Consider the following 19680-nt stretch of genomic DNA (forward strand, 5'->3'; position numbering starts at 1 on the left):
TCATCACAACACCTTCAACATCCGCACTTCGCAATCCACATGCCCGGTACAACCCATCGCGTTATCAATCAGCTCAAACCCCAACGACTCATACAGCTTAATCGCACGCGTCAAACTGCCGGTGGTTTCCAGATAGCAGCGCTGAAAACCCTGCTGACGGGCAAATTCCATTGCGCGCAGCGCCAGATCGCGCGCCAGGCCTAAACCGCGCACCTGCGGCAGGAAATACATCTTCTGCAGCTCGCAGATATCCGGCGCGCTACACGCCAGCGGAGCAACGCCGCCGCCGCCCACCACCACACCATCATGTTCCACAATCCAGTAGGCGCTATTGGCTTCGCTGTAGAGTTCGAACAGGCGATCGAGATGGGGATCGGACACGGTGTAGCCTTTGTCCGCCGTCAGGCCAAATTCAGCTGACACATCACGGATCACCTGCGCGATCAGCGAGTTATCAGCAGCGGTAATGGGGCGCACCTTTAAATTGATGGAGGCGTCGGTGGTCATCATTATCTTCCGGTATAAAAAAGCCGGGCAGTGCCCGGCTTCGATTAAGCAGTTGGACTGAAGCGCTTACAATGCCGCAATCACGCCCTGCTGTTCAAACAGTTTTGCTTTTGATTGCTCAAGCTCAGCCACGCGCTCACGCTCTTTCGCGACAACCGCTTCCGGCGCACGTGACACAAAGCCTTCGTTCGCCAGCTTGGTCTGGATCTTCTCGATTTCGACATCAAGTTTCACCAGCTCTTTCGCCAGACGCTCCAGCTCGGCTTCTTTGTTGACCAGATCCGCCATCGGGATCAGCAACTCAGCGCCTTCAACAATCTTGGTGACCGAAACCGGACCTTTCTCGCCAGCAGGCAGAATGGTCAGGCTTTCCAGGCGCGCCAGACGCGACAGGAAGGTGCGGTTCTCTTCTACGCGACGCTGAGCGGCGGCAGAGCAGTCACGCAGCAGCACGTCGAGCGGCTTGCTTGGTGCGATGTTCATCTCAGCACGGATATTACGCACCGCGACGATCGCCTGCTTCATCCACTCGATATCGGCCTGCGCCTCGGCATCCTCTTTCGCCGCTTCATACTGCGGGAACGGCTGCAGCATGATGGTATCGTGGTCGATGTTTTTCAGGCCTTTCACACGCTGCCAGATGGTTTCGGTGATGTAAGGAATGATTGGATGCGCCAGACGCAGCAGCGCTTCCAGCACGGTGACCAGCGTATTACGCGTACCGCGCAGTTCCGCTTCGCTACCGCTGGTCATCACCGGCTTGGTCAGTTCCAGATACCAGTCACAGAACTGGTTCCAGGTGAAGTCGTACAGAATGTTGGCCGCGATATCAAAGCGATAGCTATCCAGCGCTTCACGATAGGCTTTCACGCTGCGGTTGAATTCGCTCAGGATCCAGCGATCCGCCAGAGACAGCTTCATTTCGCCGCCGTTTTGGCCGCAATCCTGCTCTTCGGTATTCATCAGCACGAAGCGGCTGGCGTTCCACAGCTTGTTACAGAAGTTGCGGTAACCTTCGAGGCGCTTCATATCCCAGTTGATATCACGACCGGTAGACGCCAGCGCGGCGAGGGTAAAGCGCAGCGCATCGGTACCTGAAGGCACGATGCCGTCCGGGAATTGCTTCTCGGTACGTTTGCGGATCTTCTCAGCCAGCTGCGGCTGCATCATGTTGCCGGTACGCTTCTCCAGCAGATCTTCCAGCGAAATACCGTCAATCATATCCAGTGGATCGATGACGTTGCCTTTCGACTTGGACATCTTCTGGCCTTCTTCATCACGGATCAAACCGGTCATGTAGACAGTTTTGAACGGCACCTGCGGTTTGCCGTTTTCATCTTTGATGAAGTGCATGGTCAGCATGATCATGCGCGCAATCCAGAAGAAGATGATGTCGAAGCCGCTCACCAACACGCTGGTTGGGTGGAAGGTACGCAGCGCTTCGGTGTTCTCTGGCCAGCCCAGCGTCGAGAAGGTCCACAGACCGGACGAGAACCAGGTATCCAGCACGTCGTCGTCCTGGCGCAGCGCCACGTCGGCGGCCAGATTGTTCTCCTGACGCACTTCGTCTTCGGTGCGGCCAACGTAGACGTTGCCGTCGTTGTCGTACCATGCTGGGATGCGATGTCCCCACCACAGCTGACGTGAAATACACCAATCCTGAATGTCGCGCATCCATGAGAAGTACATGTTTTCGTACTGCTTCGGCACGAACTGGATGTCGCCGTTTTCTACCGCTTCCACCGCGACTTTCGCCAGCGGTGCGGTGCGCACATACCATTGGTCGGTCAGCATTGGCTCGATCACCACGCCGCCGCGATCGCCGTAAGGCACGGTCAGGTCGTGCGGTTTGATCTCTTCCAGCAGGCCGATCTCATCAACGGCAGCAACAATCGCTTTACGCGCGGCGAAACGCTCCATCTTCTGGAACTGTGCCGGGATATCGTCGGCGCACTCGTCGCTGACTTCACCATTGGTGTCGAACACTTCCGCGCGCTCGCGGATGTCGCCATCAAAGGTCAGAATGTTGATCATCGGCAGCTTATGACGACGACCCACTTCGTAGTCGTTGAAGTCATGCGCAGGCGTGATCTTCACGCAGCCGGTGCCTTTTTCCATGTCAGCGTGTTCATCGCCAACGATCGGAATGCGACGGTTCACCAGCGGCAGGATCAGCTCTTTGCCGATGAGATCTTTGTAGCGTGGATCTTCCGGGTTAACTGCCACTCCGGTATCGCCCAGCAGGGTTTCCGGACGCGTGGTCGCCACCACCAGATAATCTTTGCCTTCCGCGGTTTTCACGCCATCAGCCAGCGGATAGCGGATGTGCCACATCGAGCCTTTGCTCTCACGGTTTTCCACTTCCAGATCGGAGATGGCGGTACGCAGTTTTGGATCCCAGTTCACCAGGCGCTTGCCACGGTAAATCAGGTTCTCTTTGTACAGGCGGACAAACACTTCGCGCACCGCGTTGGACAGACCTTCATCCATAGTGAAGCGCTCGCGCTCCCAGTCAACCGAGTTACCGAGACGACGCATCTGGCGCGTAATGGTGCCGCCGGATTCCGCTTTCCACTGCCAGATTTTGTCGATGAACGCATCGCGGCCATAATCCTGGCGCGTTTTGCCCTCTTCAGCGGCGATTTTGCGTTCTACCACCATCTGCGTAGCGATACCGGCGTGATCGGTACCGGCCTGCCACAAGGTATTTTTACCCTGCATGCGCTGGTAGCGAATCATGGTATCCATGATGGTCTGCTGGAAAGCGTGACCCATATGCAAGCTGCCGGTGACGTTCGGCGGCGGGATCATGATGCAAAAGCTTTCCTGGCTGGTATCGCCATTCGGTTTAAAGTAGCCCTGCTGTTCCCAGTGCTCGTAGAGCGGCTGCTCGATATCTTGCGGGTTATATGTCTTTTCCATTTCTACACTGTCGTTTGCGGCGAGGGTGGCGTCGCCGTATTCAATTGGAAACCAACGCTGCGATAGGCTTTGTAGCGATCGCGCGCCAGTTGTTTTAGGGATTCTTCATAAGGAACGAAGTCTATCACTTCATGGAAACCAGTAGCAAAATCTGCGAACTGTGGCAGAAGGCTGATCAGTAGATCGCGCGGTGAACTGCCGCGACGCTGTGGCCAGGCCAGCTCAACCGGTGCGCCGTAGCGCGGGCCTTCACCGGCGAGGTTATGCGGCACAAAGGCGTTGGCCGGAAGCTGCCAGAGCGCTTCATCCAGCCGATTGGCTTGTTCTTCGTTTTCGCAGGCAATCAGGATGCGTTTGCCGTCACGCCAGCGTGTTTCGGCAAGAGAGCACACCAATGCTTCGATGGCGGTTAGGCCGTCGCTGGCGCTCTCAGACTCCATCACATAGAAAGTGGCGTTTTTCATGGCGGACTCATTTCCATAAATGACAGTGGGGCGCATTGTGCGTCATCGGGTTTCGTGCGTCCAACAATAAGGTCGCCATAAATGGCGACCCTACGGAGTAAGGTGCGCATTCATGCGCACCGTTTCAATGACCGCATTGCGACAACTTAATCGTCGCCGTTCAACCCTGCGCGATTCAGCAGGAACTGCGACAGCAGCGGTACCGGACGACCGGTTGCGCCTTTGGCTTTACCGGAACGCCATGCGGTACCGGCGATATCCAGGTGGGCCCAGTTAAACTTACGCGCAAAGCGCGCGAGGAAACAGGCCGCAGTAATCGCACCGCCAGGACGGCCGCCAATGTTCGCCATATCAGCAAAATTGGATTCCAGCTGCTCCTGATACTCATCCGCCATCGGCAGACGCCAGGCGCGGTCGCCGGACTGCTCAGACGCGCTAATCAGCTCGTGCGCCAGCGGATTGTGGTTCGACATCAAACCGCTGACATGATGACCCAACGCAATCACGCAGGCGCCGGTCAGCGTGGCGACGTCAATCACCACTTCTGGCTCGAAGCGTTCAACGTAGGTCAGCGCATCGCACAGCACCAGACGGCCTTCGGCATCGGTATTCAGCACTTCAACAGTCTGGCCTGACATGGTGGTCAACACGTCGCCCGGACGCATCGATTTGCCATCTGGCATGTTTTCACAGCCCACCAGCACGCCCACCACGTTCAGCGGCAGATTCAGTTCCGCCACCATGCGCATCACGCCGTACACCGACGCCGCGCCGCACATGTCGTACTTCATCTCATCCATCGCTTCGGCGGGTTTGATCGAGATACCGCCGGAATCGAAGGTTAACCCTTTGCCGACCAATACGATTGGACGTGCTTCGGGATCGTTATTGCCTTTGTACTCAATCACCGACATCAGCGATTCATTGTGGGAACCGGCACCGACCGCCAAATAGGCGTTCATTCCCAATTCTTTCATCTGCTGTTCGCCGATAACGCGGGTAGTTACATTTTTGCTGTACGCATCCGCCAGCTGACGCGCCTGCGACGCCAGATACGCGGCGTTACAAATATTTGGCGGCATATTGCTGAGGTCTTTTGCGGCTTTCACACCGGCAGCCACAGCCAAACCGTGCTGAATAGCACGTTCGCCGCTGGTGAGTTCACGGCGGGTCGGCACGTTGAACACCAGTTTACGCAGCGGACGGCGCGGCTCGACTTTGTTGCTTTTCAGCTGATCAAAGTTGTAGAGCGCTTCTTTCGAGGTTTCGACCGCCTGACGCACTTTCCAGTAAGTATTGCGACCTTTCACGTGCAGTTCAGTCAGGAAGCACACCGCTTCCATCGAGCCGGTGTCATTCAAGGTATTGATTGTTTTCTGAATCACCTGCTTGTACTGGCGCTCATCCAGCTCGCGCTCTTTACCGCAGCCGATCAGCAGGATGCGTTCGGAGAGGATATTCGGCACATGGTGCAGCAGCAGCGTTTGGCCCACTTTTCCTTCCAGTTCACCGCGGCGCAGCAGGGCGCTGATGTAGCCATCGCTGATTTTATCCAGCTGCTCAGCAATGGGTGACAAACGGCGCGGTTCGAAAACGCCAACAACAATGCAGGCGCTACGCTGTTTTTCCGGGCTACCGCTTTTTACACTGAACTCCATGCACTCTCCTGAATCTTAAAGACAACGGCCTAAGCTGTCGTTAGAATGTAGCGCGCTCGTAACTCATTAATTCGTTACGACGCCATGACAATTCAACGCCGGTAGTCATAATGAGTTGTGGTGACAAGTATGTTGTTTTTTCACCACGCTAACGCGTTCGTCATACTATTTTAGCTACGATGACGGCCATTGATGAAGAAAAATGGCTGATAAGCGTTGAAACTAGCGATTTTCCTGCAAAAAGACAAGTTATCACAGGCGTACTAAGCGTGATCATCATTAGATATCTGGTTCGGGAAACGCTCAAAAGCCAGCTGGCTATCCTCTTCATCCTGCTACTTATCTTCTTTTGCCAGAAGTTAGTGCGGATTTTGGGAGCTGCGGTGGATGGCGAAATTCCAACAAACTTAGTTCTGACATTGTTAGGACTTGGCGTGCCTGAAATGGCACAACTTATCCTGCCCCTAAGCCTGTTTCTGGCGATTTTAATGACCCTTGGGCGGCTGTACACCGAAAGTGAAATCACGGTGATGCATGCCTGCGGCCTGGGGAAAAGTGTGCTGATCAAAGCCGCGATGATTCTGATGCTGTTCACATCGATTGTGGCGGCGGTCAACGTCATTTGGTTAGGGCCATGGTCCTCACGTTATCAGCAGGAAGTGACGCAAAACGCCAAAGCGAACCCAGGCGCGGCGGCGCTGGCAGCTGGACAGTTCCAGACCTCCAGCGACGGTAATGCGGTGCTGTTTGTTGAAAATGTGAAGGGCAACCATTTCGGTAACGTGTTCCTGGCGCAGTTGCGTCCGAAAGGCAATGCGCGTCCATCGGTGGTGCTGGCTGATAGCGGTCACATGGAGCAGCATAAAGATGGCTCGCAAGTGGTAACGCTGGATAAAGGCACGCGTTTTGAAGGCACGGCGATGCTGCGTGACTTCCGCATCACCGACTTTGTGAATTATCAGGCGCTGGTGGGCTACAAAGAAGCCACGCTCGATCCGAACGATGCCGATCAGGCGGATATCAGCACGCTGTTCCAGAACAAAACCCCGCAGTTCCAGGCTGAGCTGCACTGGCGCTTAACGCTGGTGTTTGCGGTGCTGATTATGGCGTTGATGGTAGTGCCGCTCAGCGTGGTGAACCCGCGTCAGGGCCGCGTGCTGTCGATGCTGCCTGCCATGCTGCTGTACCTGATCTTCTTCTTGCTGCAGAGTTCGCTGCGTTCCAACGCCGCGAAAGGCCGCTTCGATCCGGCCATCTGGATGTGGGTGGTGAACTTCTCCTATCTGGCGCTGGCGGTGCTGCTGAACCTGTGGGATACCGTGCCGATGCGTCGCATCCGTGCGCGCTTTAGCCGTGGAGGATCGGTCTGATGTTTAAGGTTCTTGACCGCTATATCGGCAAAACCATCTTCAACACCATCATGCTGACGCTGTTCATGCTGGTGTCGCTGTCGGGCATTATCAAGTTCGTTGATCAGCTGCGTAAAACCGGGCAGGGCGCATATACCGCGCTGGACGCCGGTTACTACACGCTGCTCAGCGTGCCGAAAGATATCGAAATCTTCTTCCCGATGGCGGCGCTGCTGGGCGCATTGCTGGGTTTGGGCACGCTGGCGCAGCGTAGCGAACTGGTGGTGATGCAGGCATCGGGCTTCACCCGCATGCAGGTGGCGCTGGCGGTGATGAAAACGGCGATTCCGCTGGTGCTGTTAACCATGGCGGTGGGCGAGTTTGTTGCGCCGCAGGGCGAACAGATGGCGCGTAACTACCGCGCACAGCAGCTTTACGGTGGCTCGCTGGTCTCGACGCAAAACGGTCTGTGGGCGAAGGACGGCAACGACTTCATCTACATCGAGCGCATCAAAGGTGATAACGAAATTGATGGCGTCAGCATCTACAAGTTCAGCGATCAACGCCGTTTGCTGAGTGTTCGCTATGCGGCGAGTGCTACCTGGAATGCGGATAAAAAGCTGTGGGCGCTGTCGCAGGTCGATGAATCGGATCTGCAAGATGCGAAACAGATTACCGGCTCGCAAACGCTGAGCGGCGAATGGAAAACCAACCTTACGCCCGATAAGCTTGGCGTGGTGGCGCTGGATCCGGACGCGCTGTCGATCACTGGCCTGTATAACTACAGCAAATACCTCAAGCAGAGCGGTCAGGTTTCAGGACGCTACCAGCTGAATATGTGGAGCAAAATCTTCCAGCCGCTGTCAGTGGCGGTGATGATGCTGATGGCGCTGTCGTTTATCTTTGGCCCGCTGCGTAGCGTATCAATGGGCGTGCGCGTGGTGACGGGGATTAGCTTTGGCTTCCTGTTCTACGTGCTGGACCAGATCTTTGGTCCGCTGAGTCTGGTGTACGGTTTGCCGCCGATTCTGGGCGCGATTTTGCCAAGCGGCGCGTTCTTCGCCATCAGCTTGTTCCTGCTGATGAAACGCCGATAAGCCTTGTAGGGTCGCCATTTATGGCGACCTTTTTAATGCAACTGCTCGATCAACCCCGGCACCTGCGACAACAAATACAAAATCAGCCCAATTGTCCCGCCAACCAGCGTGCCGTTAATGCGGATAAACTGCAGGTCGCGACCAATATTCAGCTCAATTTGCTGTGACATATCGCGCGCATCCCAGCTTTTCACCGTATCGCTAATGTGGCGCGTCAGGAAGGCAGCAAACTCCGGCGCCACGCTACGTGCAGCGTCTTCGAGATGCTGATTCATAGAAGCGCGCAGCGCTTCGTCGGCCGCCAGAGTTTCGCCCAGCCACAGCGCGGCCAGCCGGACGCGCTCCTGCACCCGCGAATCCTCGCTGTTCAGGTCGTCTTTCAGCCAGCCACGTAAATCCTGCCACAGCTCGCCAATATAGCGATTGAACGACTCATCTTCCTTCAGCCAGCTCTTGATGGTTTCGGCGCGTTCCGCCATCTCGGGATCGCTTTTCAGTCGCTCAATCAGGCGCTGCACCGCGCGGTCAAAGCCGAGACGTAACTCATGTCCCTGATCGAGCGCCACCTGATCGAGTATCGAATCCACCGCATTCGCCACCAAATCGGCGCTGTGCTCGCCAAGCCATTCGGTCGGCAACATTTTGGCTTTAATCGGATGCTCGCGCTTCAGCCAGCGCACAATCTGCGCGGCGATAAACTCGCGCGTACCGGGCTTGTGCAGCAAGCGCAGCAGCTGTTGTACTGCCGCATCCAGCAGCTCCTGATGACGATTATTTTTCGTCAGGCTATCCAGCAGCAGCGCGCTGGATTGGGTGAGATCGACCTTATCCAACGCGCGATGCACTGCACGGCGCAGAAAACGCTGAATGCGTTGATCATCGGTGAGATCGAGAAAACCGCGCATCACCTGCAACAGATGGCGACCAATGCGATCGGCGTTGCCCGGCGTGTTCAGCCACTGCGCCAGCATCTGCGACGGATCGTGGCGGCGAATCAGCGCCAGCAGCGAATCGGTATCGAGGAATTTCTCCTGCACGAAGCGCCCCAGATTCTCGCCAATGCGATCTTTATTGCGCGGAATAATCGCCGTATGACGCGAGATAAACGGCACTGGCACGCGGCGGAACAGCGCCACCACGGCGAACCAGTCGGCTAATGCGCCGACCATCGCCGCTTCGGCAATCGCCTTCAGCCCGAGTACCCAAAAGTTGGGGGGCAAAAACAGCGTTACCACAAAAGTCGCTGCCGCAATCAGCAGCAGCGACAGCGCCAGACGCTTGCTACGTTTGAGTTGTTGATATTTATCCATAAATCCTTTGTAGGGGAGGCATTCATGCCTCCCATTTTAGAGGGTCGCAAAGAGTTTCTAGCGGCGACGTCCGCCTAACAAACTGCCGAGCACACCACGAATGATCTGATTGGTGACCTGACGCGCGGCACTTTTCGCCACGCTCTGCACCACGCCGTCACGCTTGCCGCCGCGCGGACCGGTGCTGCCGAACAAGATGTCCTTCAAGCCGCCGAGAATGCCATCATCGACGGCAACATTGTTGCCTTTGGCTTCCGGCGCATTGGCTTGCTGCGTGGTGGCCTGCACGCCTTTTTGCAGCATTTCGAACGCTGATTCGCGATCCACTTCGGTGTCGTATTTACCGTACAGCGGCGAGTTGTTGATCAGGCCGTTACGTTCATCCTGGCTTACCGGCCCCATGCGCGAGCCGGGCGCAATCACCATCGCCCGCTGCACCATCGATGGACTGCCTTTTTCATCGAGGAAGGAGATCAGTGCTTCGCCAGTGCCGAGCGCCTGAATCGCCTCGACGGTATCAAACGCCGGATTGGCGCGCATGGTTTCGGCGGCGCTTTTTACCGCTTTCTGATCTTTCGGCGTAAAGGCGCGCAGCGCGTGCTGCACGCGGTTGCCGAGCTGGCCCAGCACGTTGTCGGGAATATCGGCGGGATTTTGCGTAACGAAATAGACGCCAACGCCTTTCGAGCGGATCAGGCGAATCACCTGCTCCACTTTCTCCAGCAGCACCGGCGGCGCGTCGGTAAACAGCAGATGCGCTTCGTCGAAAAAGAACACCATTTTCGGCTTATCAAGATCGCCAGCTTCGGGCAAGTGCTCATACAGCTCGGCCAGCAGCCACAGCAGGCTGGTGGCGTAGAGTTTCGGCATTTGATAGAGCTTTTCCGCCGAGAGGATGTTGATAAAGCCTTTGCCGTTGCTGTCGCAGCGCATCCAGTCGCGGATATCCAGCATCGGCTCGCCAAAGAAGTGCTCGGCGCCTTGCTGCTCCAGCGCCAGCAATCCGCGCTGAATCGCCCCAACGGATGCGCTGTTGATGTTGCCATATTGCGTCTGGAAGGCTTTGGCGTTGTCGCCGATGTACTGCGTCATTGCGCGCAGATCTTTGAAATCCAGCAGCAACAAGCCCTGATCGTCGGCGATGCGGAAGATGATTTGCAGCACGCCCGATTGCACCTCGTTGAGGTTGAGCAGACGCGCCAGCAGCAGCGGGCCGAGATCGGATACCGTGGCGCGCACCGGATGGCCTTGCTGACCAAAAATATCCCACACCATCACCGGATTTTTCTGCGCCTGCCAGTCGGTAACGCCAATCTTTGCCAGACGCGCCAGCAGCTTCTCCGAACCTTCACCCGCGGCGGAAATGCCGGTGAGATCGCCTTTCACATCGGCCATAAACACCGGCACGCCGATATCGGAGAAGGATTCCGCCAGCTTTTGCAGCGTGACGGTTTTGCCGGTGCCGGTGGCGCCGGTGATCAAACCGTGGCGGTTGGCCATGTTGGAGAGAAGATGCAGTTGAACGTCAGGCGTTTGGGCAATCAGTAACGGAGTGGTCATGATTTTTTCGCTCTCAGGCAATAGGTTATGCCAGAAAGGATAGCAAGCGGCGCGTGAGGAGGGAGGAGGATTGTGTCGAAAAAGGCGGAATTATGTGCCTGCTGTCCCCCATCCCGGCCTTCCCCCGTAAACGGGGGAAGGAGACGCTGCCACATGCAGCTTCCAAACTCACATTTTGCAGCATCTTCCTCCCCCATTCATGGGGGAGGACCGAGGAGGGGGGATGCGAGCACGCTCTAAATTACTTCTGCACCGTATCAAAAAACAGCAAACTCACGCCGATTCCTTGCTGCACGTGATTCACGTTATTACGCACTGCCACCTGCTGCGCACCTTGCAGCATCACTACGAACGGCGAATTCTGCTGCACGGTTTTTTGCAACTCGGTATACAGCGCGCGACGTTTTACCGCATCGCTTTCACCGGCTGCAGCACGGGTTTTCGCACTCAGATCCGGAATATCCCAGCCGACGCGCCACGCCAGAGTTTTGGAACCGCCCGGCACGTTATACGCAAAGGCGCTGGCGTTGGTGTTTGGATCGACATAGTCCGCGCCCCAATAGATGAAGATCGACTGGAAATCGCGACCGCGCATTTTGCTCCACAACTCGGATTCCGCCACCGGCTGCAACTCAATCTGCACATCAGCTTTGGCGAAGCTGGCCTGCAGCGCCTGTGCTACGTCAATGTAGGGCGGCTGATTGATCACCGTCAGCGCAAACTTCGTCCCCGGCTTGATGCCACCTTTGGCTAAAATCTCTTTGGCTTTCGCCACATCGTAGTGGAACGGTTGATCGTCCAGCGCGCCGTCAAAGCCCTGCGGCAGGAAGCTCTGATGAATGCGGTACTGACCTTTCAACAAATCCTTCGAGATGGAATTGTAATCCACTAGCCAGCGCGCGGCTTGCCACAGCGCCGGGTTGCCTAATGCCGGTTGCGCTTTGTCTTTGGTATTGAAACCGAGGTAGTAAACCAGGCTGGATGGGAAGGCTTCAATGCGCAGGTTTTTGTCGCTCTTCAGCGCATCAATCTGGTCCGGGCCGAGCTGGTACGCCACATCGACATCGCCTTGCTGAATCAGCAAACGACGCGCACCGGCATCCGCCACGCCTTTCAGCAGAATGCGTTTCAGCTTCGGCTGCGGATTAGCTTGTTGGTTAGCGCTCAGCACCAGCGCTTGCTGCGGTACATATTGCTGAATGGTAAAGGCGCCGCTGCCGGCGGAATGGGTATGCAGCCAGCCGTTGCCGAGATCGTTATTGGCGACGTGTTGCTGCACGGTTTTGCTATCTACCACCGAGGCAACCGGCGCCGTCAGCAGACGCAGCGCCAGGTTCTGACCAATCTGCGCCGGCCACTGAATCTCCAACTGATGGTCATTCAGCACTTTAAACTGGCTGGCGATGTTTTCCCTGGTCCAGCCAAATTCGGCGAGGATAAAAGAGGGCGCTTTGTTCAGTTGCACCGCACGCGTCAGTGAGAAGATCACATCCTGCGCCGTCACCGGATTGCCGCTGGAGAAGTGTGCATCGGGTTGGATGTTGAACACTAAGCTGTGCGGCGTGCTGCCTTGTTGCCAACTGGTGGCCAGCAGCGGTGCCAGTTTTTGTGGATCATTACGATCCGCCTCCACTAACGTTTGATAGATGTTGCGCTGTACGCTGTTACTAACGGTTTCGAAGCTTTCAGCGGGATCGAAGCTAATAATGCCGTCGAGCGGGACGGCGACGACAAGGGTATCTTTCGGTGTGGCGGCGTGCAGTGCAAAGCTGCTGCCCCATAAAGCGACGAGCAAAATCAGTGAGCGCATTATTATTGTCCTGAGTGATAGATAAATTCACTCTATCTCTGCCGTCGCGTTGGCAAAATGCCGGTTTGTTCTGAGCTGTGCCGGAAAATAACAATTGATTACCTTGAGGTATTATTACGTTTATTTTGTGCGCGACTTGTCATTTCCACGAAATAGATCGTTCATCTGCTGGTCAATAAAGTAAATAAGATGTTATAAATGAGAATAATTCTCTGGTATGGAAGTATGATTTTTTTTCATTGATTCATCTTTGCGATTATTTCCTTTCGCGATAATACCTGGTCAAATGCCCACTGATTAGTGCCAATATCCCATCAAATGTACGGTTAAAACCGTGTTTTTCGCCTCGAAAGCCTTTTACCAAGCCTTAACCTAAATTCAACATGATGATTGAATTTCATCAAAACACATCCTTAATTGAATTTTTACATTCAGAAATACCTATATCCCTAAGATTGCCAGGTTATTTACCGATTTATAAAGCTATTAACAAAAATAATTATCTTTCTTAGCAAGTGAGAGTCGTCGCGCCATGCTTCTAAATAAACCGACCACCAGACGTAAGTTTTTACTTGGGTCGCTTCTGGCTTTGCCATTAAGTGACCTGGTATTTAAGGGATTGACTGCGGCGCAAGCTGCGGAAATGGCAGCACCTGAGCTCGCCGACTATAAACCGATCTTTTTCAGTGCCGATGAGTGGCAATTTATTCTGGCCGCAGCCGATCGTCTGATCCCCGCCGGCGGCAAAGGTAAAGCGCCAGGTGCACTGGAAACCAACGTACCGATCTTTATCGATCAGCAGTTGCACAGCCCGGAGTTCGGGGCAGAGATCTACATGCAAGGTCCTTTCAACGTGCATGCGCCTGCCACCATGGGTTATCAAATCCCGTTCACGCCACAGCAGATGTACCAAACCGGTATCAAGCTGGTGAATCAATGGACGCAAAGCAACTTCCAGAAACCGTTCCATGAGCTGTCACTGGAAGAGAAAGATGCCGTCCTCACCAAAGTGAACAAAAACGACGGTATCGACTTCGCCGCGCTGGGCGAAGAGAACCTGAAAGCCTCGCAGTTCTTCGGCCAACTGCTTGCAGATACCAAACACGGCTACCTCGCTGACCCGATGTACGGCGGCAACAAAGGCATGAAAGCCTGGATTGCCATCGGCTTCCCGGGCGCACGCGCCAGCTTTACCGAATGGGTGAAGCAGCACAACGTGCCGTACCCGCTGGGACCGGTCAGCCTCTTGGGTGAAAGCGCGTAAGCACACCCCCGTTTTTGGTATGTGAGACAGGATTAACATGGCACAGATTACAAAGAAAGAAGTCGACGTCGTCGTTTGCGGCCTCGGCTGGGCCGGCTCGTTGATGAGTATCGAACTGGCGATGGCGGGACTCGAAGTGCGCGCATTAGAGCGCGGCGGCGAGCGTGATTACCCGGATTTCGCCTATCCGAAACCGGCCGATGAATACGCCTACAACGTGCGTAACAAAGTGTTTGCCACCCCGAAAGAAGTGGCAGTCACGGTGCGTTACAACAGCAGCCAGACGGCGTTGCCCACCCGTAAATGGGGCGCGTTTGCGCCGGGTACCGGCGTGGGCGGCGCGGGCATGCACTGGACGGCGGTGCTGATTCGTCCCACCCCAACCGACCTGAAGCTGAAAACCTACGTCGATGAGGCCTACAAGCCGGGCATCCTGCAGGAAGATATGCGCGTGATGGACTTCCCGTTTACCTGGGAAGAGATCGAGCCGTATTACTACAAGTTTGAGCTGATCTGCGGTCAATCGGGTAACACCGGCAATCTGCGCGGTCAGATTCTGCCGGGCGGCGATCCGTTTGAAGGCCCTCGCTCTGAACCTTATCCGTTGCCTGCGCTGGAAGACACGCTGAACAACGTGATGTTCAAAGAAGCGGCTACCAAGCTGGGTTATCATCCGTTCCCGAACCCTTCTGCCTGCGTATCGCGCGCGTGGAAAAACCCGTACGGCAACCAGATCGCGCCGTGTAACTACTGCGGCTACTGCTCGAAATATCCGTGCCTCAACTACTCAAAAGCCTCACCACAAACTGCGGTGATGGATGCGCTGAAGCGCATGCCAAACTTCTCTTACGAAGTGCATGCCGAAGTGGTGAAAGTGGTGCTGCACGACGACCAGAAAACTGCCAAGGGCGTGATTTATTACGATGTGGACGGCAACGAAGTATTCCAGCCGGCGAAGATCGTGGTGCTTTCCAGCTTCCAGCTCTACAACGTGCGCCTGATGCTGCTCTCCGGTATCGGCAAGCCGTATAACCCAATCACCGAAGAGGGTGTGGTAGGGCGTAACTACGCGTTCCTGTCGAACGGCGGCGCAACCCTGTTCTTCAAAGACAAAAACTTCAATTCTTACGCCACCGCAGGCGCCACCGGCCAGATGTTCAACGACATCTCACCAGGCAACTTCGACGGTCCGGGCCTTGGCTTCCTGGGCGGCGCCAAGATCCACAGTTCGCAGGCCACCGGTACGCCAATGGCCGCTGCGTTGCCGAAAGGCACACCGAGCTGGGGCATGGGTTACAAGGAAGGTCTGGAGGAGTGGTACAACCATTCCATGAAGATCAGCATCACCACCACGTGCCAGTCGTACCGCGATATCTATCTGGATCTGGATCCAAACTACACTGACCATCGCGGTCAGCCGTTGCTGCGTATGACGTTCAACTGGAAAGAGAACGAACTGAAGCTGCAACAGCATCTGAAAGGCATCGTTGGCAACATCGCCAAAGAGCTGAACCCAGACAGCATGAGCATGAGCTTCCTGCCGATGGGCGCGGACTTTGACCTCACCAAATACGTTTCGACCCACAACGTGGGCGGCGCGGTGATGGGCGATAACCCGAAAACCTCTGCACTGAACAAGTACCTGCAGAGCTGGGATGTTCATAACGTGTTTGTGCCGGGCGGCAACGCCTTCCCGCAAAACTTCCAGGCGAACCCGACCGATACCATCGGCGCGATCACCTTGATGGCGGCACAAGCGATTAAAGAACATTATCTGAAAAATCCCGGTCCACTGGTACAGGCATAAGCGCATGAAATTAAAATCATTGTTAATCGCCAACGCCGTGCTGCTGGGCAGCTTTGCATTGCAGGCACACGCGGAAGATGAAGCTCAATTGATCAAGCAGGGTGAATACCTGTCGCGTCTCGGCGACTGTATGGCGTGCCATACGGTTTCTGGTAAAGGGGATTACGCCGGTGGTTTGGCGATTGAGTCGAATCTCGGCACCATTTACTCCACCAACATCACGCCGGACAAAGAGCACGGCATCGGCAACTACAGCGAGCAGCAGTTCTCGGACGCGGTGCGCAAAGGCGTGTTGCCGAACGGGTCGCGTCTCTATCCGGCGATGCCGTATCCGGATTACGCCAAGATTTCCGATGCCGATATGCACGCGCTGTATGTCTACTTCATGAAAGGCGTGAAGCCGAGCAGCGAGCAGCCGCCGGAAACCGATCTGAGCTTCCCGTTCAGCCAGCGCTGGGGCATGCGCTTCTGGAACTGGGCGTTTACCTCTGACAAGCCGTTCCAGCCGATTGGCGGTGCGTCAGAAGAGGTCAATCGCGGCGCTTATATCGTAGAAAGCCTGGGTCACTGCGGCAGCTGCCATACGCCACGCGGCCTCGGCATGAACGAGAAGGCGCTGGATAGCGGCGACGATCAGTTCCTTGCCGGTGGCAGCCTGAACAACTGGGATGTGCCGTCACTGCGTGGCTTGCCGCGCTGGAGCGAGCAGGAGATCGTCGATTACCTGCAAACCGGTCGTAACGACAAAGCAGCGGTGGGCGGTGAGATGAAGTCGGTGATTGAGCACTCGAGCTCGCACATGACAGATGCTGACCTGAAAGCGGTTGCCTCCTACCTGAAGTTCCTTGGCGGCAACCCGGCGCTGCAGGCGTATGACGTGAAGAAACAGCAGGCGACGGAAGCGAAACTGACTGCCGCGAAAGGTTTGTCGGAAGGTGAGCGTCTGTATATCGACAACTGCGGCGCTTGCCACTTTGTCACCGGTAAAGGCGCGCCGGGGATCTTCCCGGAGCTGGATCAGGCGACGATCGTCAATGCCAAAGATCCAAGCGGTTTGATCCACACCATTCTGGCCGGTGCGCAGCAGCCATCGACCGAGAAGGCGCCATCAACGCTGGCGATGCCAGGTTTTGCTAAGCGTCTGGATGATGATCAAGTGGCTAAACTGGCGACCTTTATTCGTCAGGGCTGGAGCAACAATGCGCCAGCGGTGACGAAAGATCAGGTAGCAGAAGTACGTAAAACGTTGAAATAAAACCGTAGGGTCGCCATTCATGGCGACCTTTCTTTATGCCACGACCGAATGATAATTGTGAATCACTTCTAACACGCCGTTAATCACGAACTGCACGCCCATACATACCAGCAAAAAGCCCATCAAACGTGAAATCGCTTCGATCCCGCCCTTACCTACCAGCTTCATGATGGCGCCGGAACTGCGCAGTGAAATCCACAGAATCACCGACACGGTCAGAAATATCAGCACCGGCGCAACGGCAACTACCCACGCCGGGAAGTCCACACCCGATTTAACCGTCGACGCGGAACTGATGATCATCGCGATGGTGCCCGGCCCAGCGGTGCTCGGCATCGCCAGCGGTACAAACGCGATGTTGACGCTTTCGCGGTTGTTATCGGTCGCGTCCAGCTCATCCTGCTTATGCTCGGCTTCGACCGAATGCCCCACCGGTTTCGCCGGAAACAGCATACGAAAACCGATAAACGCCACAATCAATCCGCCCGCCATGCGCAGGCCGGGAATCGAGATACCAAAGGTGTGCAGCACCGCGCTGCCGGCGTACCACGCCACCATCATGATCAGGAACACGTAGATCGAGGCCTGCATTGCCTGGCGATTACGCTCCTGGAAGTTCATCTCACCGGCCAGGCCGAGAAACAGCGCCACGGTAGTCAGCGGATTGGCGAGCGGCAAAAGCACCACCAATCCCAGCCCGATGGCTTTAAACAATTCCAGCATGAAATGTCCTCAGAATTCCAGGTCGCCATAAATGGCGACCCTACAAATGCGGCGATGCCCTCCGTAGGGTCGCCATTTATGGCGACCGTGTCAGACGTCGCACCTACCCGAACATCAATGCTTCGGCGTATCCAGTGCCTCGATCAGCTCGGGGAAGAAATCCTGCAGCAGTTCCGGCGTCATCAGTTCGGGATAGTTGATCAAATGCTCACGAATGCGCTCATTCACATCGGGCAGCAAACGCTGGGCGGCGTCTTGCGCGCTGATCTTCTTCTGCTTCATCAGGCGCAGCACATCATCCGGCAGATTGTCTTCATCTTCGACTTCATCCACACCTTCGAGATCGTCCAGCTCATCCAGCAGATCCATCAAGGCTTCAATCTGCGGCGTGCGTGACTGGTATTCGGATGGCTGCTCATTCTCCAGATAACGCAGCAGCGCGCGCACCGGTGAACCATCGGGTTCGGCGGGCGGTTCGTTGGCGAACCAGGTCAAAAGGTCGTGCTGAGTGACCTGATGGACGTGATAACCGTTATCCACCAACTCATCGGCGAGGATATCGGCGGTATCGTGCTCAATCAGGCAAATGTGGGTGCGATTAGGCGTGAACTGTTCCAGCCACTGATAAATCTCTTCAATTACGCTGTCGTCGTAAATAAAGGTTTGGCTGAGATAGCTGTCATCCTGCTGGTGAACGCAGATGTGAATCTGGTCGGGATCGAAGTAAATCGCAATGTTGATGCCTTTCATGTGCGCTGTCCTGTGTGGTGCAAAATCTCACTATAGCCTCAGGCAGCGCAGATGAACATGGTGGTGCCAGCAGCATCGGCTACTGGCGGTAAAAATTAACGTAAATCAGCACGATCCAACCCATAAGCGCTGTCCAGTGCGCCCGGCGTCATCTGCGACAGCACCATCAGGCGGTTCCAGGTGTTGATCACCGCGATGCAGAATGTCAGCTCGCTGGTCTCCACTTCAGAGAAGTGCGCGCGCACCTCGTTGTACAGCGCTTCGTCGATGCCGTGATCGCCCAGACGCGTCAGCGCTTCGGTCAGCGCCAGCGCCGCTTTCTCTTTGGCATTGAACAGCGGGGATTCGCGCCAGATCGCCACGTGATGCAGACGCAACTCGCGCTCGCCGTGCAGTTTGGCCTCTTTCACATGCATATCGACGCAGAACGCACACTGATTGAGCTGCGAGGCGCGCAGATCGACCAGATGCTTAATGGTGGTGTCGAGTGACGATTTCCCCAGCGCAGCGGTGGCGTCGCCTAAGGTTTTCACCAGCGTGGGAATGTTTTTGAAATGGTTAACGCGTGAAGTCATGGTGTTGTCCTCTCTGTTCAAAATAGACGTTCAATGGATTGCAGGGCATGCGGTAAAGCGGTGGCGCGACTGACGGGATCGTGTGTGCCGTCAACGCGGATAAACGCCACATCGGTGATGCCGATGTATTCGAGCGCCACGCGGATGTAAGGCGTGAACTGGTCATCCTGCACAAACGGACCGTGGGCAAACATGCTGCCGCTGGCGACGACGCTATACACTTTTTTGTCGTTCACTAATCCGACTTTGCAGCCCTCTGGCGTGAAGGCGAAGGTGCGTCCGGCGCGGGTGATATGGTCAAACCAGGCTTTCAGCACTGAAGGCAAACCGAGGTTCCACATCGGCGATGAGATCACCAGCGTGTCGCAGGCAAACAGCTGATCGACTAAACGCTCCGACGTCTGGATGGCGGCACGTTGCGTTTCATCGCGCTGATCCGGCTGAGTAAAGAAAGCGCCAATCGTAAAGGCATCCAGATGCGGCAGCGGATGTTGCGCCAAATCCAGCACCGTCTCTTCGAGGTCGGCATGCTGCGCCCGCAGCTTCTCCACTAAATGTGCCGAAGCGATGCGCGATGCCGAACCCGCCAAATCGGGGCTGACTTTGATGTGCAGCAGTTTCATTCAATT

The 19680-nt window shown here is 55.7% G+C and carries 16 protein-coding genes; 5 read left to right on the forward strand and 11 right to left on the reverse strand.

The genetic code is table 11. The features are described from left to right. Window positions 1-3: 3 nt before the first annotated feature. The 4 genes from ACXIZX_RS02165 to pepA form a co-directional block, all read right to left on the reverse strand. The gene (locus ACXIZX_RS02165; protein WP_154181801.1) at window positions 4-507 is read right to left on the reverse strand and encodes a GNAT family N-acetyltransferase; all 504 of its coding nucleotides are present in this window, start codon (window positions 505-507) and stop codon (window positions 4-6) included. Between the two features lie 66 nt (window positions 508-573). Then, window positions 574-3429, reverse strand: coding sequence for a valine--tRNA ligase (locus tag ACXIZX_RS02170; RefSeq protein ID WP_154154416.1), 2856 nt, complete (start codon window positions 3427-3429; stop codon window positions 574-576). A 2-nt stretch (window positions 3430-3431) separates the two neighbouring features. Continuing rightward, a complete protein-coding gene (locus tag ACXIZX_RS02175) occupies window positions 3432-3893 on the reverse strand; it encodes a DNA polymerase III subunit chi (protein WP_008104246.1) in 462 nt (153 codons plus the stop codon). 146 nt (window positions 3894-4039) lie between these two features. Next, window positions 4040-5551, reverse strand: a complete 1512-nt coding sequence (gene pepA / locus ACXIZX_RS02180) for a leucyl aminopeptidase (RefSeq protein WP_008104244.1) — start codon at window positions 5549-5551, stop codon at window positions 4040-4042. A 269-nt stretch (window positions 5552-5820) separates the two neighbouring features. Between pepA and lptF the strand changes: the two genes are divergently transcribed. Beyond that, the gene (lptF, locus tag ACXIZX_RS02185) at window positions 5821-6921 is read left to right on the forward strand and encodes an LPS export ABC transporter permease LptF (protein ID WP_036648360.1); all 1101 of its coding nucleotides are present in this window, start codon (window positions 5821-5823) and stop codon (window positions 6919-6921) included. Beyond that, complete coding sequence (lptG, locus tag ACXIZX_RS02190; RefSeq protein WP_008104239.1) at window positions 6921-7997, forward strand: LPS export ABC transporter permease LptG; 1077 nt, start codon at window positions 6921-6923, stop codon at window positions 7995-7997. The genes lptF and lptG overlap by 1 nt, the downstream gene beginning before the upstream one ends. Before the next feature lie 32 nt (window positions 7998-8029). Here the strand turns inward: lptG and ACXIZX_RS02195 are convergent, their stop codons facing one another. From ACXIZX_RS02195 to ACXIZX_RS02205, 3 genes are all read right to left on the reverse strand, one after another. Next, window positions 8030-9307 carry a DUF445 domain-containing protein gene (locus tag ACXIZX_RS02195; protein ID WP_479403524.1) on the reverse strand — a complete coding sequence of 426 codons (1278 nt, stop codon included), beginning with the start codon at window positions 9305-9307 and terminating at the stop codon, window positions 8030-8032. Window positions 9308-9364: 57 nt separating this feature from the next. Then, on the reverse strand, window positions 9365-10867 hold the full coding sequence (locus tag ACXIZX_RS02200; RefSeq protein ID WP_179451911.1) for a helicase HerA-like C-terminal domain-containing protein: 1503 nt from the start codon (window positions 10865-10867) through the stop codon (window positions 9365-9367). A 241-nt stretch (window positions 10868-11108) separates the two neighbouring features. Continuing rightward, on the reverse strand, window positions 11109-12677 hold the full coding sequence (locus tag ACXIZX_RS02205; protein ID WP_479403525.1) for an ABC transporter substrate-binding protein: 1569 nt from the start codon (window positions 12675-12677) through the stop codon (window positions 11109-11111). A 532-nt stretch (window positions 12678-13209) separates the two neighbouring features. Here ACXIZX_RS02205 and ACXIZX_RS02210 point away from each other — a divergent pair. From ACXIZX_RS02210 to ACXIZX_RS02220, 3 genes are read left to right on the forward strand one after another with little or no spacing between them, the layout of a single operon-like run. Beyond that, window positions 13210-13941 (forward strand): gluconate 2-dehydrogenase subunit 3 family protein, encoded by a 732-nt coding sequence (locus ACXIZX_RS02210; RefSeq protein ID WP_008104229.1) that lies wholly within the window; start codon window positions 13210-13212, stop codon window positions 13939-13941. 37 nt (window positions 13942-13978) lie between these two features. Beyond that, entirely contained in the window at window positions 13979-15748 is a 1770-nt protein-coding gene (locus ACXIZX_RS02215; RefSeq protein WP_222234463.1) for a GMC family oxidoreductase, read from the forward strand. A 4-nt stretch (window positions 15749-15752) separates the two neighbouring features. Continuing rightward, window positions 15753-17003 carry a c-type cytochrome gene (locus ACXIZX_RS02220; protein WP_179451913.1) on the forward strand — a complete coding sequence of 417 codons (1251 nt, stop codon included), beginning with the start codon at window positions 15753-15755 and terminating at the stop codon, window positions 17001-17003. Window positions 17004-17036: 33 nt separating this feature from the next. Here the strand turns inward: ACXIZX_RS02220 and ACXIZX_RS02225 are convergent, their stop codons facing one another. The 4 genes from ACXIZX_RS02225 to ACXIZX_RS02240 form a co-directional block, all read right to left on the reverse strand. After that, window positions 17037-17726 carry a MarC family NAAT transporter gene (locus ACXIZX_RS02225; protein WP_179451914.1) on the reverse strand — a complete coding sequence of 230 codons (690 nt, stop codon included), beginning with the start codon at window positions 17724-17726 and terminating at the stop codon, window positions 17037-17039. Between the two features lie 114 nt (window positions 17727-17840). Then, window positions 17841-18476 (reverse strand): hypothetical protein, encoded by a 636-nt coding sequence (locus ACXIZX_RS02230; protein WP_008104221.1) that lies wholly within the window; start codon window positions 18474-18476, stop codon window positions 17841-17843. Window positions 18477-18571: 95 nt separating this feature from the next. Further along, entirely contained in the window at window positions 18572-19051 is a 480-nt protein-coding gene (locus ACXIZX_RS02235; RefSeq protein WP_179451915.1) for a carboxymuconolactone decarboxylase family protein, read from the reverse strand. 17 nt (window positions 19052-19068) lie between these two features. Next, window positions 19069-19674, reverse strand: a complete 606-nt coding sequence (locus tag ACXIZX_RS02240) for an FMN-dependent NADH-azoreductase (RefSeq protein WP_179451916.1) — start codon at window positions 19672-19674, stop codon at window positions 19069-19071. Window positions 19675-19680 lie beyond the last annotated feature (6 nt).

The sequence above is a fragment of the Candidatus Pantoea symbiotica genome (assembly GCF_056491525.1).

Bases quoted from the DNA above. Each gene is read 5' to 3' on its own strand.
- ACXIZX_RS02165 (WP_154181801.1), bottom strand. From the start codon at position 507: ATGACCACCGACGCCTCCATCAATTTAAAGGTGCGCCCCATTACCGCT.
- ACXIZX_RS02170 (WP_154154416.1), bottom strand. From the start codon at position 3,429: ATGGAAAAGACATATAACCCGCAAGATATCGAGCAGCCGCTCTACGAG.
- ACXIZX_RS02175 (WP_008104246.1), bottom strand. From the start codon at position 3,893: ATGAAAAACGCCACTTTCTATGTGATGGAGTCTGAGAGCGCCAGCGAC.
- pepA (WP_008104244.1), bottom strand. From the start codon at position 5,551: ATGGAGTTCAGTGTAAAAAGCGGTAGCCCGGAAAAACAGCGTAGCGCC.
- lptG (WP_008104239.1), top strand. From the start codon at position 6,921: ATGTTTAAGGTTCTTGACCGCTATATCGGCAAAACCATCTTCAACACC.
- ACXIZX_RS02195 (WP_479403524.1), bottom strand. From the start codon at position 9,307: ATGGATAAATATCAACAACTCAAACGTAGCAAGCGTCTGGCGCTGTCG.
- ACXIZX_RS02200 (WP_179451911.1), bottom strand. From the start codon at position 10,867: ATGACCACTCCGTTACTGATTGCCCAAACGCCTGACGTTCAACTGCAT.
- ACXIZX_RS02205 (WP_479403525.1), bottom strand. From the start codon at position 12,677: ATGCGCTCACTGATTTTGCTCGTCGCTTTATGGGGCAGCAGCTTTGCA.
- ACXIZX_RS02210 (WP_008104229.1), top strand. From the start codon at position 13,210: ATGCTTCTAAATAAACCGACCACCAGACGTAAGTTTTTACTTGGGTCG.
- ACXIZX_RS02215 (WP_222234463.1), top strand. From the start codon at position 13,979: ATGGCACAGATTACAAAGAAAGAAGTCGACGTCGTCGTTTGCGGCCTC.
- ACXIZX_RS02220 (WP_179451913.1), top strand. From the start codon at position 15,753: ATGAAATTAAAATCATTGTTAATCGCCAACGCCGTGCTGCTGGGCAGC.
- ACXIZX_RS02225 (WP_179451914.1), bottom strand. From the start codon at position 17,726: ATGCTGGAATTGTTTAAAGCCATCGGGCTGGGATTGGTGGTGCTTTTG.
- ACXIZX_RS02230 (WP_008104221.1), bottom strand. From the start codon at position 18,476: ATGAAAGGCATCAACATTGCGATTTACTTCGATCCCGACCAGATTCAC.
- ACXIZX_RS02235 (WP_179451915.1), bottom strand. From the start codon at position 19,051: ATGACTTCACGCGTTAACCATTTCAAAAACATTCCCACGCTGGTGAAA.
- ACXIZX_RS02240 (WP_179451916.1), bottom strand. From the start codon at position 19,674: ATGAAACTGCTGCACATCAAAGTCAGCCCCGATTTGGCGGGTTCGGCA.